Raw genomic sequence first — 15587 nt, 5'->3', positions numbered from 1 at the left:
GCTAGGTTGGGGAATGACCATGGTTGCTAGGTATAGAAAAAGTGTTGAGCAGTTCACGATAATGCTGCAAGTTATCAGAACGCATAAGAATTTGCCGGTAGCAGCAATTGTTGATTTTCAATTATTAATACTGAAGAAAGTCAAAGAGGCAGAAAAAGCAATCTCTCGTACAAAAGAACTAATTCAAAAGCTGCGTCTTGAAAAAGCAAATGATAGACCGGCTAGGGAGCGCGTAAAAGAAATAAAATACCTAATCAAGAAGCTTGAACGCAAGGTTGAAAGGTATAGATATATAATCTATATCTGGAAAATGTATGTTGAGAGCATTGTATTTCATTTCTGTGATAAGTATGCAGTTAAGCATTTTCTTTATGATGATAAATATAATGTAAAAGAGACGGCGGGGTATGTTTCTGGAAAAGATGGCATAAAAGCCGAGATAGCGCTCTTAAAAGCTGCCGCTAAAAGCAATGTGCCTGCAGTTCTTTGCGATTTAACAAATACGCTACGGCATGGCGATGTATGTCTGCTAGGTAGCAATGATCCTTACCCCATTGAGGTGAAAACATCAAAGAAGCTTGATAGGCGAGGGGAAAAACAACTTAGAAGTATAGGTGAGTTAAGCGCGTTTTTCACAAAGGATGAGGCGGAAAATTTTAGAGGTGCTGGTCCCGTAAGAAGGGTGGAGCACATAGGGACAGAACGGTATCACTTGAGTGCCATTAATGCGTGTATAAGTAGTTCCTATGAGAAGGGGACTAGTCATTTGTCGCCAGAAAGTGGAGTTCACTATTTGGCCATTACGAAATTTAAAAAAGGAGCTCTTGATCAGATATCTGCAATGTACGCTCATGTATTCAATTTGAATGAGTACAAAACAGCTATGAGTTGGCATCCTTATACACCTTTTCATTTATCGTTAAGTCCCGAGCATCTATTTAATTTTATAAGTGGTAATTTAACTATAGTGGTGCTTCTTGATTTGCAAATAATAAAGAGAAGGTTTAAGAGGTGTGGCATGCATATCGTTTTCTTGCAAGACGAAAATTGGTACGCCCAGATTTCATCAACTGGAAATATTTTGGATGGAGGATTCAGAGTGTCAGTGCAGTCATTTTTGCGTATTGTATTTGAATTTCAGAGCTTGACATGGGCAATAAAGCAGCACAAAAAGCACCTGAGTTCATTTGTTGAGGAAAAAGGTAACATTGGCAGAGCAATGGAAGTACCCTCTGATTGGATCGCAGCTGTAGATAATATTCCGACTTAGAAGCTATTCGTCCTATAGCTTACGACCGCTGAAAGTCTATAGCTACCTCCCATGAACGACTGCTTTTGGCCGAAAGCTGCCAGTGGGAAGTTATCGTGATGAATATTTACGGTCGCAGGCGTTCTGGAGTTCGAATCTCTCCTTCACCGCCACATTCAGTAAGCGCCAACCCCTGATTTTCCTAGAGAAAGTCGGGGGTTTGTGGTTTTTGGCATGCGAAAAAAGGCCATATGGGACTGAGATGGGATTGGCGCGCTATTTTGGTGCGAAAATAGAGGCCGCCGAATGGTTGATTGACCTTCGCCGGCGATACCATGAGCTAGGCTATTGCGAACCGAACTCCAAGGACGACTTCTATGCCATCTGACTCAGATTCGAATATTGCCACCGCAGATGCGCTGACATTGCTCCTGCATAACCAGCATGCGCTGGCGGCGGCAATAGAGGAGGTCACCGTATGGCTTTCGGAGAATGGCGTAGAGACTGTTGCTGATAATGCAGTCACGGCAATGGAAACCTTGGACACGAATGCGAAAGCAATCAACGATGCGATTATGCGTCTACGGCAATTGTAGATAATCGCTTACAGCAGGCTGTCATTGGTCAAAGCCGTAACTAACTGTACTTTGAATTCTGGCTGTTACCGCACAGCTTGTAGCTCACATGTCCTTGCTGCTAAACGCTTTGGTCGTTACTCAAGTCGCGTCTGATCTGGTAACGTTTTATTCCCAAGAAGGTTGATGCTCTCGTATATTGGCTGCATCAGAAATGAGCGTGTGAACATAAAGGTTGTTTTCATTTGACGTTAAGGGAATATGTATGAGTGAAATGGCATGGAGTGACGATCTATTAGACCGTAAAGTGCGTGCAGATTTTTTATCCAACTATTTGGATGAAGACGTCTGTCGTGTACTAAATCTTGACTCTCCCTGGGGAGCCGGGAAAACATATTTTTTAAAAAACTGGAGGCTTCAGCTTTTAAGCGAAAAATTACGGCCTGTAGTTTATTTCAATGCTTGGGAGAACGATTTCTTAGGTGACCCTCTTCTGTCACTTGTGTCAGTGATTCGAGACCAGCTTTCTGACCAGGGCGGAACACAGGCATTAGTCAAAAAGAGAGTTAAAGAGTTCACGAAGAGAGCAGGTGAACTAGCTGCTGCTATAGCGCCATCGATTATTAAGGCTGCAGCCAAGAAACATCTTGGTGAAGACTTTCTAGATGTTTTGGACGGAGAAACTACCGCTGATGCAGCAGAAAAATTTGTAGAGAAAATTTTAAACAAGAATCAAGAGGCCTTAAGTGCGGTTGAGCATTTTCGCAGTTCACTTACGGAACTATTCAAAGCCGCGAGCAGTAAAAGTGACGGGAAACCGGTCTATATTTTTATCGATGAGCTAGATCGTTGTCGTCCTACATACGCAATCGAATTGCTCGAACGTGTTAAGCATTTTTTTGCGATAGAAGGGTGCAGGTTCGTAATAGCCACTGACACTGACCAACTGGCTCATTCTATCTGTGCTGTGTACGGAACTGGATTCGCTTCTAAACGCTATCTTAAAAGATTTTTTGATTCGACGTTCAAGCTAGACAATACGCAGCTTGACAACTGGATTGCTACGCATATAAAAAGTGAAGTCTGCCCTCCTTTTAATAATTACAGAGTAATCGAAAAGTATACAGGTAGACCTTCTTTCGGGTTTGACGAATTTGTAGATCCAGAGTCAACATCTATTTTTAGCGACAAACTGAATTCCCATCAGATTGTTTTTAAAGCCCTGACAATAGGTTTTAATTATCAGATACGCGATTTAGAAGCCATTCTTAAAAGGATTCACACCTTCAATGGATATTTTAATGAAGGTGCTTGGGATTTTTTCTTTTGTGCGTACTTGCTGTTTCTTGTTCATTCGGATGTTGCTGTTGTCAAGCCCTTTGGGGCGTACTACGAGGATGAAGGCTTTTGGACGGAGCTAAACTCTAAATATCCGGCGAGCAGGACATTATATACTGGCGTGGCTAATCTTTCGATTCATGAGCTAGGTAGAGCTTACTTTAGGGCTTTGAGTTCAACTGGTCGGGCTCTTGTGGACGTAGCAAATGGAGGCGGTATTGATTCAGCGGTTGCGCTCGATGTAATGAGAAGGACGGATTCATATGTCAAGTGCTTTGATGTTGCGAAGCTTTCAGCTCAACTCACTTAGATTGGGTAGTCTCAGGTCCAATGACGGATTAACGTCAATACTGTAAAGTTTCATGGCCACCTGCGTTGAGGTCTGTTCTTTTCCCGGGGTGAGGCAACCCTAAAGTCCGCTACCCGTTTCTAGCGGTCCTTCACCGATACGTTGATTTCCAGCCTATGTTCAATCGGCCCCCACACCTGGCCCCGGTGTGGGGGCCTTTTTTTGTGGCCGTGGAAGCCGGTCACCCCAGGGCTGGTCTACCATTCCTTGGCTGTCTGGCTACTGACGTGCATCTGAGTTGTCTTAAAATGCATGATCCTGCAGCCCTATTTTTTTCCGCAATTTATTTTCAGGTGCTGGTTTTGCTGTCTTGGAACGGAGAGAAAATTTGGGTGATGCGGAAAAATTCTGGCCGTAAGCTTCTGAATTAGAAGTAAAAATTTATGGACTTAAAATCCCCCGCTCGTAAGGGCGTGCCGGTTCGATTCCGGCTTCGAGCACCATAAATATCAAGGGCTTGCATGACATATGTCATGCAAGCCCTTATTTTTTGTGCCGTGGAAATGTTTTCCACGCTCCTGACTGGCCATTCCGTCACCGTCTGGTGCTTGGAAATCCACTCCTTTCTTCAGCGTCGACTGCATCCATCAGCGAGTAAGCGTTTCCGGCGCCACCACCCACACACTACAAGGCATTTTGTACAACAGATGCTCGACCGTACTGCCAACCAGTCGGGCGATTCCTCGGTGAGTGACGCGGCCCATTACGATCACATCGATGTCGTACGCATCGGCATAGCTGGAAAGCACCTTGGCGGGATCGCCCACAATCATGTGCTGGTTCTCTGCCGGAATGTTGTTACGTTCAGCCACCGCCTGGAAAGCTTCGCCTTGGGCGTCGAACAGTTTCTTGGCTGCGGTGGAAGAAAAGATCGCGGACGCGTTATTGAAGCCGAACTCGGCAGCGCTGATCGATGACAGGTCATGGGCATAAATCACGTCCAGGCTGCCATTGCAGACACTGGCCAGTCTTGCTGCTTCGCGCAGGATGCGATCGTTGAGGCCCTGGTATTGGCCATCACGATGGAAGGGGTCGACCGCCGCGACGATTCGGCGTGGCAGAGCGTGTTGAACCTGGCTGACAAAATGCAGCGGCACCGGGCATTCGCGCAACAGATGGATGTCCAGCGGGGTGAACATCAGTCGCGACAAAACTGATTCGTGCTCCAGAGCCTTTATAAGGACAGCCATCGGCTGTTCCTTCAAATGAATGAGGATTTCCTTCAAAGGATTGTCCACCCAGACGACCTCGGTGGTGACGGTCACCCCGATCTTGCGCAGCGGCCGGGCCTGGTCTTCGAGCCATTGATGATGGCGTTCGACATAGCCCAGGCGCATCTGCTCCAGGGCTTGCTCGTTGACCATTCCTGCGGTCGCCAGGCCCTCCAGATAATCAAACGCGACAATATGCAGTGCGGCATCCGATGCTTTGGCCAGGGAGGCGGCGCGGTCGAACGCCGGACTGTTTTTCATCAGCGGCGACACGACCAGCATGAAACGCGATTGCTCAGACATGACAGAACTCCCGAGGGTAGTCACCCAGGCATTGCGTGCATGCCTGGAATGAATAGTGGCGCATGCGCTTATCCTGGAGCGAGCCAGCAGGACGGGGTTGATATTTATCAACCATACATCAGCGCGTGGTCGTGAGCGGATGTACGGTCGAGCAAGACCACTGATCGTCGGATAGTTGACCATTATCAACTACGGCCCCGCCGTCGCGGCTCAAGCTCTGCCTTGCACTCACACGCCGGCGGAGGGAAAGTCATCATGGCCACCATGAAAGCCGCAATATTCGTTGAAAAAAACCGCATCGTGCTCGATGACAAGCCGATTCCCGAGGTCGGGCCGCTGGATGCGTTGATCCGCGTGACCACCACCACCATTTGCGGCACCGACGTGCATATCCTGCGCGGCGAATACCCAGTGGCCAGAGGACTGACCATCGGCCACGAACCGGTCGGCATCATTGAGCGATTGGGCTCACAAGTACGCGGTTTTGTCGAAGGGCAGCGGGTGATTGCCGGTGCCATCACCCCCAGCGGGCACAGTTACGCGTGCCTGTGTGGCTGCGGCTCGCAGGACGGCCCCGACACCCGGCACGGCTTCAAGGCCATCGGTGGCTGGAAGTTTGGCAACACGATCGACGGTTGCCAGGCCGAGTACGTGTTGGTGCCGGATGCACAGGCCAACCTGTGCCCGATCCCCGATGAGTTGAGCGATGAACAGGTGCTGATGTGCCCGGACATCATGTCCACCGGGTTCTCGGGGGCCGAGCGCGGCGAGATCGCCATCGGCGACGCTGTCGCGGTGTTTGCATTGGGCCCGATCGGCCTCTGCGCCGTGGCCGGAGCACGGCTGAAGGGCGCCACGACGATTATCGGTGTCGACGCGGTGGCCGAACGCATGGCCATGGCGCGCCAGCTGGGCGCGACCCATACCGTCAATTTCAAGGACGGCAATGTGGTGGAACAGATCATGGCGTTGACCGATGGCCGTGGCGTGGATGTGTCCATCGAAGCGCTGGGCACCCAAGGCACGTTCGAGTCGGCATTGCGGGTGCTGCGCCCGGGCGGGCGTTTGTCCAGCCTCGGGGTGTATTCCAGCGATCTGCACATCCCGCTCGGCGCGTTTGCCGCCGGATTGGGCGATTACAGCATCGTTTCCACCCTGTGCCCGGGCGGCAAGGAACGCATGCGTCGACTGATGGCCGTGGTGCAGAGCGGTGCCGTCGATCTGTCACCGCTGGTGACTCACCGTTTCAGACTGGACGACATCGAGCAGGCGTATGAGTTGTTCGCTCATCAACGCGACGGGGTCATGAAAGTCGCAATCACTCCTTGAAAGCACCTTGGCGTGCCGCTGAAACCGGGGTTTCCATGAACATCAAGATCACTGAAAAACACGCTCCCCACGGCTGGGTCGTGCACATGGATGACTGGGATGTGGGCTTCATGAGCCTCAAGGCTGCGCAGGAATTTGTCGAGGTGCTTGAGGCCCGTATCAACGCCCCTCACGAGTGGCCGAATGCGTTTGCCCAGCCGTTGCCAGCAAGGCCGGTAACGGCTCGCCGCATCAGCGCAAGCGTTGAATGCTCGCCATAAACCGAGTGCAGCAGGGTGCGCAAATCCTGCGGGACGCTACCCATCATGAATGAGGTTTTTGATCTGTCCGGCGCCGCTGCGGCGTTGGGGATCGGCATGCTCATCGGTCTTGAGCGTGAACGGCACAAGGGCACTGGCGATGCGCGACACTGCGCCGGCTTGCGCACGTTCGCCATTACCGCGCTGTTGGGGTATGTCGCGCTACAGGTCGGCGGTGGCCTGCTGCTGGGGATCGTCGCCGGCTGTGTCACGTTGCTGACCAGCGTTGCGTACTGGCGTAGTCAAAGCGACGACCCTGGGCTGACCAGCGAGGTGGCGTTGATCACCGTGCTGATCCTGGGCGCGTTGTGCGCAACCGCGCCGGCGCTGGCCATTGCCCTTGGCGTGGTGATCGCGGGCCTTTTGGCGTATCGCCAGGCGCTGCATCACTTTGCCAACAGCCAGTTGTCCGAAACGGAAATGCGTGATGGCCTGATCCTGCTGATCGCAGCGCTGGTGATACTGCCTTTGGCACCGGACCGATATATCGGCCCGTACGCCGCGATCAATCTGCGTACCATTTGTACCGTGACGGTGTTGCTGATGCTGGTCGGCGCGTTCGGCCACATTGCCGTGCGCGCTTTGGGCTCGCGTTATGGCTACGTCATCAGCGCGATTGCATCCGGCTTCGCCTCCAGTACCGTGACGATCGCGACCATGGGCCAACGCCTTGCCCATGAACCGGACAACATCCGCATCCTCAGCGCCGCGGCGATTTTTTCCAATCTCGCGACGGTGATACAGATCGGCCTGATCCTGACGATGGTTGATGCGGATCTGCTGAACAGTGTATGGGCGCCACTGCTCTTCGGCTTGATCGCTACGTTGTTGTACGGCGCCTGCCTGATGTTCCCCGACCCCACGCGAGGGAGCCGCAGCAAGCCGGTCGACACGGCAGGGGCGTTCAATCTGAAACTCGCGGTCATCGTGACACTGACCCTTACCGGCATCACATTTGTCTCCTCGGCCATGCTCAGCCACTTTGGTCAGGCAGGCTTGTGGCTGACCGCAATGCTTTCGGGCTTTGCCGATGCGCACTCTGCCACAGCGTCCATCGCCAGCCTGGCCAAGGCGGGCCAGGTGCCTTATGACTCGATAGCGGTGCCAGCGCTGATTGCCGTCAGCAGTAACTCGGTGAGCAAATGCGTGGTGGCGTGGGTCAGCGGCGGCAGGCGTTTCGCTGCCTGCGTGATCCCGGGCCAGGTATTGCTGACCTTGGCCATGTGGACGGGCAATGTGCTGTTTTGAGCGCGATCGGTGCTCTTGCTGACAAAGATCAAGCTGCCAATGGACACAGCATTCACCCTGAAGTCTGTTTCTCCTGGCTGGCCGCATGCCGAGGTATCCCGTGTCACAGACTCCGCGTTTACTGTTGATCGCTCCTTCAGCCATGGAGCGCACGCCGGCGTTCGAGCGCGCGGCTGCACTGGCCCAGGCCATGCAGTTGCCGCTGCACATCGTGGCCTTCGACTACTTGCAGGCGCTGGCCGTGGCAGGGCTGTTTGCCCCCGAGCAGATCCGCCTCGCCCGCGATGGTTATCTGCGCACTCACCGGCAGTGGCTCGCAGAGCAGGCTTCATTGCTGGCGAGGCATCAGATCATGGTCACCAGCGAAGTGATGTGGGTCCAGGATCCCTTCGCCGAGATCCTGCAGTTCATCAACGAAATGCCGTTGCTATTGATCATCAAGGATGTGCAGCACGAGTCCGTGCTGGAGCGTATTTTCTACACCCCGCTGGACTGGCAACTGTTGCGCGATTGCCCGGTGCCGGTGCATCTGGTGACCGACGACACCCATCCGCGCCCACGCCGTGTGCTGGCCATCGTCGATGTCTTGCGCAGCGAAGAGCAGGACTGCGTGTTCAACGATCAGATCATCGATGCCGCCGCCCAACTCGCCGCGCAGTGCGATGCCAGTCTAGATGTGGTGCATGTTTACGACTGGACGGCGGTTTACGCCACGGACATGGGGTTCGGCGCATTGCCGCTGGCCACCGGGATTCATGAAGCGCTGGGCACTGCGCAGCATGAGGCATTTACGGCCCTGGCCGAGCGCCACGGCGTGCCGGTCTCATGCCGGCACTTCATCGAGGGCGCACCGGTGCGCAGTATCTGCGGGTTCGCCATCGACAAGCAGATTGACGTCATTGTCATGGGCACAGTGCAGCACCACGGCTTGAGCAAGTTGTTAGGCACCACCGCCGAACAGCTGCTGCATCGGGCACCTTGCAGTGTGTTGGCGATCAAGCCGCAACCCACACTGCAATCCTGAAACACGATCGCCCCGAGGTGCGACGTTGGCCGACTCACCTCGGGGCGATTCATTTACAGGTCAAGACGATGAATGACCTGGCGTGCGTCGTCCGGATCATTGTGGGTTTCGAAGCCCAGGCTTTTGGCCAGATCGCGCATCGCCGCGTTACTGGCGGCATCGACCGAGTACATCTGGCGGAATCCGTTGCGGCGGGCTGCCTTGATCAGATGCTCCATCAGCAACGTGCCCAGCCCCAGGTGCTGCCATTCATCGGCGACCGTCACCGCGCATTCGCATTGATGGGCGCCTGTGCCGGCATAGCGGCTGATGCCGATTTCGATCAACTTGCCGTTCTCGTGAACCAGTGCAATGAAGGCGGTGCGCTGTTTGTTATCGGTGTCCATCAACTGGTCTAGCAGAGCGGTGCCGGGTTCGCTGATCTGGGCGAGAAAACGCATGTGCCTGGATTCGGGCGACAGGCGCTTGATGAAGTCGTATTCGCGCAGGCGATCCTTTTCCGTGAGGGGCCGGATCAATACATGGAGGCCGTCCTTGAGCGCCTCAATCCAGTATTGTCCGGCGACCGCCGCATAAGCGGCCACGGCCTGATCGTTGTGGTCTTTGACGGTGAGCATGATCATTCTCCATCCGGTTCGAAAGGCTGGCGGACGGTGAAAAAGCGTCCGCTTGCCTTCCTTCTACGCGGTTGCCCACGGCGACATCTGATCTACATCAGACGCCTCTTTCATTGACCCGGGCTTGATGTAAATCAACGCCGGGCAAGGGCGAGAGGGCGCAGTCTTGAAGCCCGCCGGCCCACCGCGCCGGTGCCGAGCGGAGGTGTGTGATGGGCCAATATGAACGTCTGTTGCTGGTCGCCGACCAGACGCTGCATCAATCAGCGGCGATGCTGCGTGCCATCGCGCTGGCCAAGGCGAGCGGGGCGGCGCTGGACGTGCGGGCCTTTGTTTCGCCGGTGCCGATCACCCATCTGTGGGAGGAAAAAATCGATGACGTGGATGCTCAGCGCTATCAGCGGCGCTACCGTCGCTGGGTGGCCGATGAGCTCGAGCAACTCAGCAACCAGGGGCTGGACGGCACGGTTGATGTGGTCTTTTCCAGCCATCCGCTGCTGGACATCCTCAAGACCGTCCATGTGCTCAAGCCCGACCTGTTGATCAAGGATGTGCGACTGGAACCAGCGCTCAAGCGCGTGTTCATCACGCCGCTCGATTGTCACCTGCTGCGTGAGTGTCCGATTCCCGTGCATCTGGTCAATCAGATTCGCTATGCGTTGCCGCATCGTGTCGTGGCAGCCGTGGACCCGTTCGATCCGGATACCCAAATCAGTGGCTTGAACGACGTGATCATACGGTCGGCGAACGCTTTGGCGGTGCAATGCGACGTGCCGTTGCACCTGCTCTGCGCCTACGATTTGTCCGCCGCTTTCAACGGCGATGCACCAATGATCAACGGTGGCTGGAACGAAGATCTGGCGAACGAGTTGCGTCAGTCACTGCATCAGGCTTTTGTCGCCCTTGCTGATCGCCACGGTGTGCCCCCTGAGCGTCGACACTTCGTCATGGGCCATCCAGTGCAGGTCATCAATGAGTTCGTCGAGCAGTACCTGGCCGACGTGGTGGTGATGGGCACGGTTCATCGCTTGGGCATCGAACGCGTGATCGGCAGCACCACCGAGCGCGCCTTGTATTCGGTGCCGGGGAGCATTCTGGCGGTGAGGAAAGAGCCTGTGCGGTGAGCATGATCGCAGCGTAGCGAGCCGGCCTGTTCGCTGGCTCGCTAGGGTATTGCATAGATCCTGAAGAGCTTTTTGGCGGCACTGCTGGCGCCGCCCAGATGTTTGTCGAATGCCTGTTCAATTTCGCCGGATCGGTACATTTCACTTAGCGCCGTGTCGACCAGCAGACGGAAATCCTCATCCTCTCGATCCACTGCCATCGCCGTCGGTGCGTACTCGAAAATCCGCTCCAGCAGCACCAGGTTGCCCGATGGATAATTTCTGGTCAGCAGATGCTTGAGCATCATGCGTTCAGCGAAAAACGCATCGGCTTTGCCATTGGCAACCAGATTCAGACCGGCTTCTGCGTTCTCTACCGTGACCAGCGCGGCTACTACACCCAGCAATCGCATCTGCTGTTGTATCCACGTCTCCGTGACCCCGCCGGCGATGGCGGCATAGGTCTGATTGGCCAGACCACGGTTCACCGTGGCTCGCCATGTTGGCCCGGTATGGGCCACTTTGCCACTCAGCACATTGAGCAAGGTTTCGGACGCATCCTGGCGCACCACAGCCGAGAGGCCAGCGGTGTAAATCGGCACCGAGTAACTGACGATCCTGCGCCGCGCCAGCGTGGGTGGGGTCGGAGTACAAAGAATGTCGATCCTGCCGGAACTGACAGCGCTCATCTCGTCGTTGAGCGAGACCGCTTGGTACTGGATTTTCAGCGCCGGCAGATTCAGATCGATCCTTACCCTCTCGGCTATTTTCAGACAGAGATCGATGGCATAGCCGCTGGCTTTATCGGCGTCCTGATCACTGAACGGCATGAAGTCAGGCACGTAGCCAAGGGTGATCGCTTGACTGGCACGGATGCGCTCCAGCGTGTTGCCATGGGTCACTACCGGTAGCAGCGCAAGGACGCAGGCGAGCAGCAGGTGGTGGGCTCTGATCAGTTTCACGTTCATGCGCGCGGTTCCTCGAATTCAGATTTCTGTGCTGTACCGAAGACTTCGATCAAGGGTTATCAGGCCGGGGGCCGACAGGCGCAGGGGCATCGACAAAACGTTTGGCAAGGAAACCGTAAAGCAGGTAGCCGAACACCAGGACCAGGATGCCGCCGAACACCGCGTCCTTGCCGCAGGCATACAGCGCATACAAGGAATAGGCCACGGCAACCACTAACAGCAGGGTATTGCGCGTGTATACGGCTGCGCTGACTCTGGCTTTGTACATCATGACCAGCAGCCCGGTGGCTGCCGTCACATAGGGAATCAGGTTGGTCACCGCCGCGAGGCTGACGAGTTTTCCAAACTGCGCGCTCGCGCTCGGCGAAATGGTCGACAGCGCCATACAGGTCTGCAGGACGCCGCAGACCAGCATCCCGACGATGGGGGCGTTGCGTGCGCTGACCTTGCTGAACAGTTTCGGAAACATGCCCTGATCAGCGGTCACCTTGGCCGTTTGCGCCAACGTGAACTGCCAGCCCAGCAGCGAGCCGACACAGGCCATTACCGCGAGCGCCATGATGATGTTGCCGACCAGGGGATTGAACATGTGCGCATAAACGAGCGCGAAAGGCGCTGACGAGTTGGCCAGTTCGGCGTTGGGAATAATGCCCTGAATGACCGTCGTCGATAGCACATAGACCACCGCTGCGCCCAATGTACCGAACAGACAGGCCAGCGGTACGGTGCGCTTGGGGTTTTCCACCGCATCTGAGGCCTGGGCTGCCGACTCCATGCCGAGAAACGCCCAGAGCGTGAGGGGAATCGCTTTGCTGATGGCCTCGGATATAGGCAGTTGGTTCGGGTTCCAGGCGGCGATGATCAGCTCGGGTTTGAACCAGAACCAACCGATGATGCTCAAGCCCGCTACGGGAATGATCACCCCCCACACCGTAACCGCACCAATCCTGCCAGTGATGCCAGGGCCGCCGAAATTCGCCACGGTGGTCAGCCAGAGCAGGCCTACCGTTCCAAAGAATAAAGGAATGGCGCCGCTTCCCAGCCAGGGCATGAACGACGTCATGTAGCCCACTGCCGAAATGGCCACCGCCACGTTGGCGATGGCCAGCGACAGGAAGTACAGGTACGAGCACAGAAAAAAGCCTGACTTTGCATGCGCCTCTTCGGTGTAGGCGGATAGCCCGCCTGAGCGCAGGCAGAAGATGCCGCATTGGGAAAAGCAGTACGCGATAGCCATCGAGCCGACAGCGGTGACGATCCATGACAGCAATGAAACAGCCCCGAGTTGGGCCATGCTCGTCGGCAACATGATGATGCCTGAGCCCATCATGTTCACCGTCACCAGTGTGGTGAGCCCCATGAGGCTCATTTTCTTGCTTGAGTCGGCCATCGGAGTTCCCTCGATTTGCGCAACGCGTCACCGCTCAGCCAACGCACAAGGTTTTGCCGGCATCGGCGGTACGCAGCTTTTCAAGCGACGTTCAACGGTTAGAAAGACAGGTGATTTCAAGTGCATCGAAACAGCGCGCCCATCGCTTCGATATGGCTTGCCCGAGGGATGGCGAAGGCATGGCAGGAACTCATGGACGGGCTCAATGACTCTGGCGGTTGCAGCCCGACACCATCTGCTTGAGGCCGTCCATGTTGTGGATTCTCACGTCGCGCGCGGTGATTTCCACCAAGCCCTGATCGCGCAAGTGGGCAATGCCGCGGCAAATGGTTTCCAGACGCAGCCCAAGGTAGGAGCCGATTTCTTCGCGGCGCATTTTCAGCACGAACTCTTTCGAGGAATAGCCACGGGAGCTCAGGCGTTGCGAGAGGTTGAGCAGGAAAGCCGCCAGGCGCTCATCGGAGTTCATGTTGCCCATGAGCATCAACATGCTGTGATCGCGCACGATTTCCCGGCTCAGCAACTTGTTGAGGTTGTGCTGCAGGGAGGGAAGGCTTTGCGCGAGTTTTTCCAGCTGTGCGAAGTGAATCGGACAGACTTCGCTGTCTTCCAGCGCATACGCAGTACACGCGTGTTGATCGATGCTGATGGCGTCGAGCCCGAGCATTTCGCCGGGAATATGAAAACCGGTCACTTGCTCGCGCCCATCGACGGAGACCACGCTGGTCTTGAACGAACCTATTCGCACAGCGTACAGCGAGCGCAGCGGGTCCCCGGTCCGGTAGAGCGCGGCACCTTTCTTCACCTTGTATCGCTGCACGATCAGCGTGTCGAGCCGCTCGACCTCCGTTCCCGTCAGGCCAAGCGGCAGGCATAACTCGACCACACTGCAGTTGGAACAGGCAGTTTTGAGAATCGGCGGGGGCGAGTGGGCTTCAAGCATGGATAAGCAGCCTCCAATGAGTGTGATAAGCATAGAAGTCTTCGCAGCGCACGTGCCTTTCGTTTGGTTTGTCAGCGTGATTACGGACGAACGGCGAGGAGGGGAATCACAAAGGCAACGGCCTGTGCGCCGCTCTTGTGTCGCAGGGGTGATGAAACTTGATGCATATCAAGCGTGGCGGTTGGCAGAGTTACAGAATCGTCCAATGGCGCTGACTGGAAATACACGTGATGTTCAGGCTCAAACGCATTCTGTTGATCGCACCTGCCGAAATGACCCGCACCCCGGCGTTTGATCGCGCCCAGGCGCTCGCTCGGGCCAGTGGCGCGTTATTGCACATCGTGGCGTTCGATCATGTCCAGTCCGTGGCGTTGGCCGGCCTGATCGACCACGACGCCATGGCGCAAGCGCGTGAAGGCTATTTGCAGATGCATCGCCAGTGGCTGGAGCAGCAGGCCCGGTTTCAACGTGGCGCTGGCGTGCAAGTCAGCACCGAAGTGGTCTGGGCCAGGGCCACGCCGGCGCATGTACTTGAGTACATCAATGACTTTCGTGTCGATCTGGTGATCAAGGACGCTCACCATGTTTCAGCGCTCAATCAAACGTTTCACCAGCCGTTGGACTGGCTATTGGTACGTGATTGTTCCGCCTGCGTGCATCTGGTCACCGAGGCCGCACATCCGAAACCCTTGAAGATACTGGCGGCCATTGACCTGTCGCATCTCGAGGATCTGACCCAAGGGCTCAATGACCGGATACTTCGCGTTGCATCGACATTGGCAGCTAAATGCGATGCGTCGCTGCACTTGTTGAATGTGAGCAATTGGTCAGTGGTGGGTGATGCGGCGATGAGCGTGCCGAACTTGAGCCTGGACCACAGCTTGTGCGATGCGATCAACGACACTCAGCAAGAAGCGTTCGATACGCTGGCCGAGCGCTATGGTCTGGATGAACAGCATAGCCACCTGCTCTCAGGTGTCCCTTACCGGGTGATCGAAGACTTCGCCCGACAGCACGCGTTCGACCTGCTGGTGCTGGGCATCTGTCACCATCGAGCGCTGGACGGCTTTATCGGCGGCACGGCCGAATGCCTGATGAACCGGGCTCCTTGCAGTTTGTTGATGGTCAAGGCAATGCCTGCCACAGCCTGACCGGTCATCGCAGCAGTTGATGGTAATCGGTTGGGGGTAATCCATCAGTGACTGCGCCCGCCGTGTGCGTAATGCCATTGTTGCCAGGCGTGCCGATATTTCTCATCGGCGCGTTTCCTCGCTTCAGTGAACTTGTGCATGGTGTCTGGAGAATACGGCTCTTCAAGGACGGCATAGGCCCGTTCGCTGAGCCGATCGGCTTCGTGAAACAGTGCGCCACTGTCATCGATCGCGTCGGGGACATTGGCAGTTGTCATGGCTGGAACATTGATGACCATATCGTGAACCTCGCAAAGCAAGAATGAGGGTGGGTTGCGGACCTGTCACCCTGTGGCCGCATCTGTAACTTTCACGCGTTCGAGCAGCTTGTGACTGTCCCTGATCCGAGATGCGGGCGCAGCCGAGTCATGACTCTATTTCGATCCAGTTTGTCGTCGCAGCGATTGATCCAGATCAATGTCGCTCGCCAGTTTCATCGCCGCTTTGTCGG

At 55.4% G+C, this 15587-nt stretch carries 15 protein-coding genes; 9 read left to right on the top strand and 6 right to left on the bottom strand.

What is annotated here, in order from left to right; genetic code table 11:
- Positions 1-13: 13 nt before the first annotated feature.
- From JWU58_RS14710 to JWU58_RS14700, 3 genes are all read left to right on the top strand, one after another.
- Positions 14-1270: a hypothetical protein gene (locus tag JWU58_RS14710; RefSeq protein ID WP_206420378.1), complete on the top strand. Its 1257-nt coding sequence runs from the start codon at positions 14-16 to the stop codon at positions 1268-1270.
- A 356-nt stretch (positions 1271-1626) separates the two neighbouring features.
- Entirely contained in the window at positions 1627-1845 is a 219-nt protein-coding gene (locus JWU58_RS14705) for a hypothetical protein (RefSeq protein WP_206420377.1), read from the top strand.
- Positions 1846-2089: 244 nt separating this feature from the next.
- Complete coding sequence (locus JWU58_RS14700; protein WP_206420376.1) at positions 2090-3472, top strand: KAP family P-loop NTPase fold protein; 1383 nt, start codon at positions 2090-2092, stop codon at positions 3470-3472.
- Positions 3473-4098: 626 nt separating this feature from the next.
- Here the strand turns inward: JWU58_RS14700 and JWU58_RS14695 are convergent.
- The gene (locus JWU58_RS14695) at positions 4099-5025 is read right to left on the bottom strand and encodes a universal stress protein (RefSeq protein ID WP_206422189.1); all 927 of its coding nucleotides are present in this window, start codon (positions 5023-5025) and stop codon (positions 4099-4101) included.
- A 255-nt stretch (positions 5026-5280) separates the two neighbouring features.
- Between JWU58_RS14695 and JWU58_RS14690 the strand changes: the two genes are divergently transcribed.
- The 4 genes from JWU58_RS14690 (at position 5281) to JWU58_RS14675 (ending at position 8925) form a co-directional block, all read left to right on the top strand.
- On the top strand, positions 5281-6354 hold the full coding sequence (locus tag JWU58_RS14690; protein ID WP_130926581.1) for an NAD(P)-dependent alcohol dehydrogenase: 1074 nt from the start codon (positions 5281-5283) through the stop codon (positions 6352-6354).
- Positions 6355-6389: 35 nt separating this feature from the next.
- Positions 6390-6614, top strand: a complete 225-nt coding sequence (locus tag JWU58_RS14685; RefSeq protein ID WP_122610501.1) for a hypothetical protein — start codon at positions 6390-6392, stop codon at positions 6612-6614.
- A 45-nt stretch (positions 6615-6659) separates the two neighbouring features.
- Positions 6660-7901 (top strand): MgtC/SapB family protein, encoded by a 1242-nt coding sequence (locus tag JWU58_RS14680; RefSeq protein WP_206420375.1) that lies wholly within the window; start codon positions 6660-6662, stop codon positions 7899-7901.
- A 100-nt stretch (positions 7902-8001) separates the two neighbouring features.
- Positions 8002-8925 (top strand): universal stress protein, encoded by a 924-nt coding sequence (locus tag JWU58_RS14675; RefSeq protein WP_038861627.1) that lies wholly within the window; start codon positions 8002-8004, stop codon positions 8923-8925.
- A 53-nt stretch (positions 8926-8978) separates the two neighbouring features.
- Here JWU58_RS14675 and JWU58_RS14670 read toward each other — a convergent pair whose 3' ends face one another.
- Positions 8979-9542, bottom strand: coding sequence for a GNAT family N-acetyltransferase (locus JWU58_RS14670; RefSeq protein ID WP_206420374.1), 564 nt, complete (start codon positions 9540-9542; stop codon positions 8979-8981).
- Between the two features lie 212 nt (positions 9543-9754).
- Here JWU58_RS14670 and JWU58_RS14665 point away from each other — a divergent pair, with 212 nt between their 5' ends.
- The gene (locus JWU58_RS14665; protein ID WP_206420373.1) at positions 9755-10666 is read left to right on the top strand and encodes a universal stress protein; all 912 of its coding nucleotides are present in this window, start codon (positions 9755-9757) and stop codon (positions 10664-10666) included.
- Positions 10667-10707: 41 nt separating this feature from the next.
- Here JWU58_RS14665 and JWU58_RS14660 read toward each other — a convergent pair whose 3' ends face one another.
- The 3 genes from JWU58_RS14660 to fnr form a co-directional block, all read right to left on the bottom strand.
- Positions 10708-11613, bottom strand: coding sequence for an amino acid ABC transporter substrate-binding protein (locus JWU58_RS14660; RefSeq protein WP_206420372.1), 906 nt, complete (start codon positions 11611-11613; stop codon positions 10708-10710).
- A 49-nt stretch (positions 11614-11662) separates the two neighbouring features.
- Positions 11663-13003, bottom strand: a complete 1341-nt coding sequence (gene potE / locus JWU58_RS14655; RefSeq protein WP_206420371.1) for a putrescine-ornithine antiporter — start codon at positions 13001-13003, stop codon at positions 11663-11665.
- 202 nt (positions 13004-13205) lie between these two features.
- Positions 13206-13946 carry a fumarate/nitrate reduction transcriptional regulator Fnr gene (gene fnr, locus JWU58_RS14650; protein ID WP_016774532.1) on the bottom strand — a complete coding sequence of 247 codons (741 nt, stop codon included), beginning with the start codon at positions 13944-13946 and terminating at the stop codon, positions 13206-13208.
- A gap of 230 nt (positions 13947-14176) precedes the next feature.
- Here fnr and JWU58_RS14645 point away from each other — a divergent pair, with 230 nt between their 5' ends.
- Positions 14177-15097 carry a universal stress protein gene (locus JWU58_RS14645; protein ID WP_206420370.1) on the top strand — a complete coding sequence of 307 codons (921 nt, stop codon included), beginning with the start codon at positions 14177-14179 and terminating at the stop codon, positions 15095-15097.
- 44 nt (positions 15098-15141) lie between these two features.
- Here JWU58_RS14645 and JWU58_RS14640 read toward each other — a convergent pair whose 3' ends face one another.
- Positions 15142-15354 carry a hypothetical protein gene (locus JWU58_RS14640; protein ID WP_081489909.1) on the bottom strand — a complete coding sequence of 71 codons (213 nt, stop codon included), beginning with the start codon at positions 15352-15354 and terminating at the stop codon, positions 15142-15144.
- Positions 15355-15587 lie beyond the last annotated feature (233 nt).

Source organism: Pseudomonas atacamensis (assembly GCF_017167965.1).
Taxonomy (GTDB): domain Bacteria; phylum Pseudomonadota; class Gammaproteobacteria; order Pseudomonadales; family Pseudomonadaceae; genus Aquipseudomonas; species Aquipseudomonas atacamensis.
This window is presented reverse-complemented; position numbering and strand designations above follow the sequence as displayed.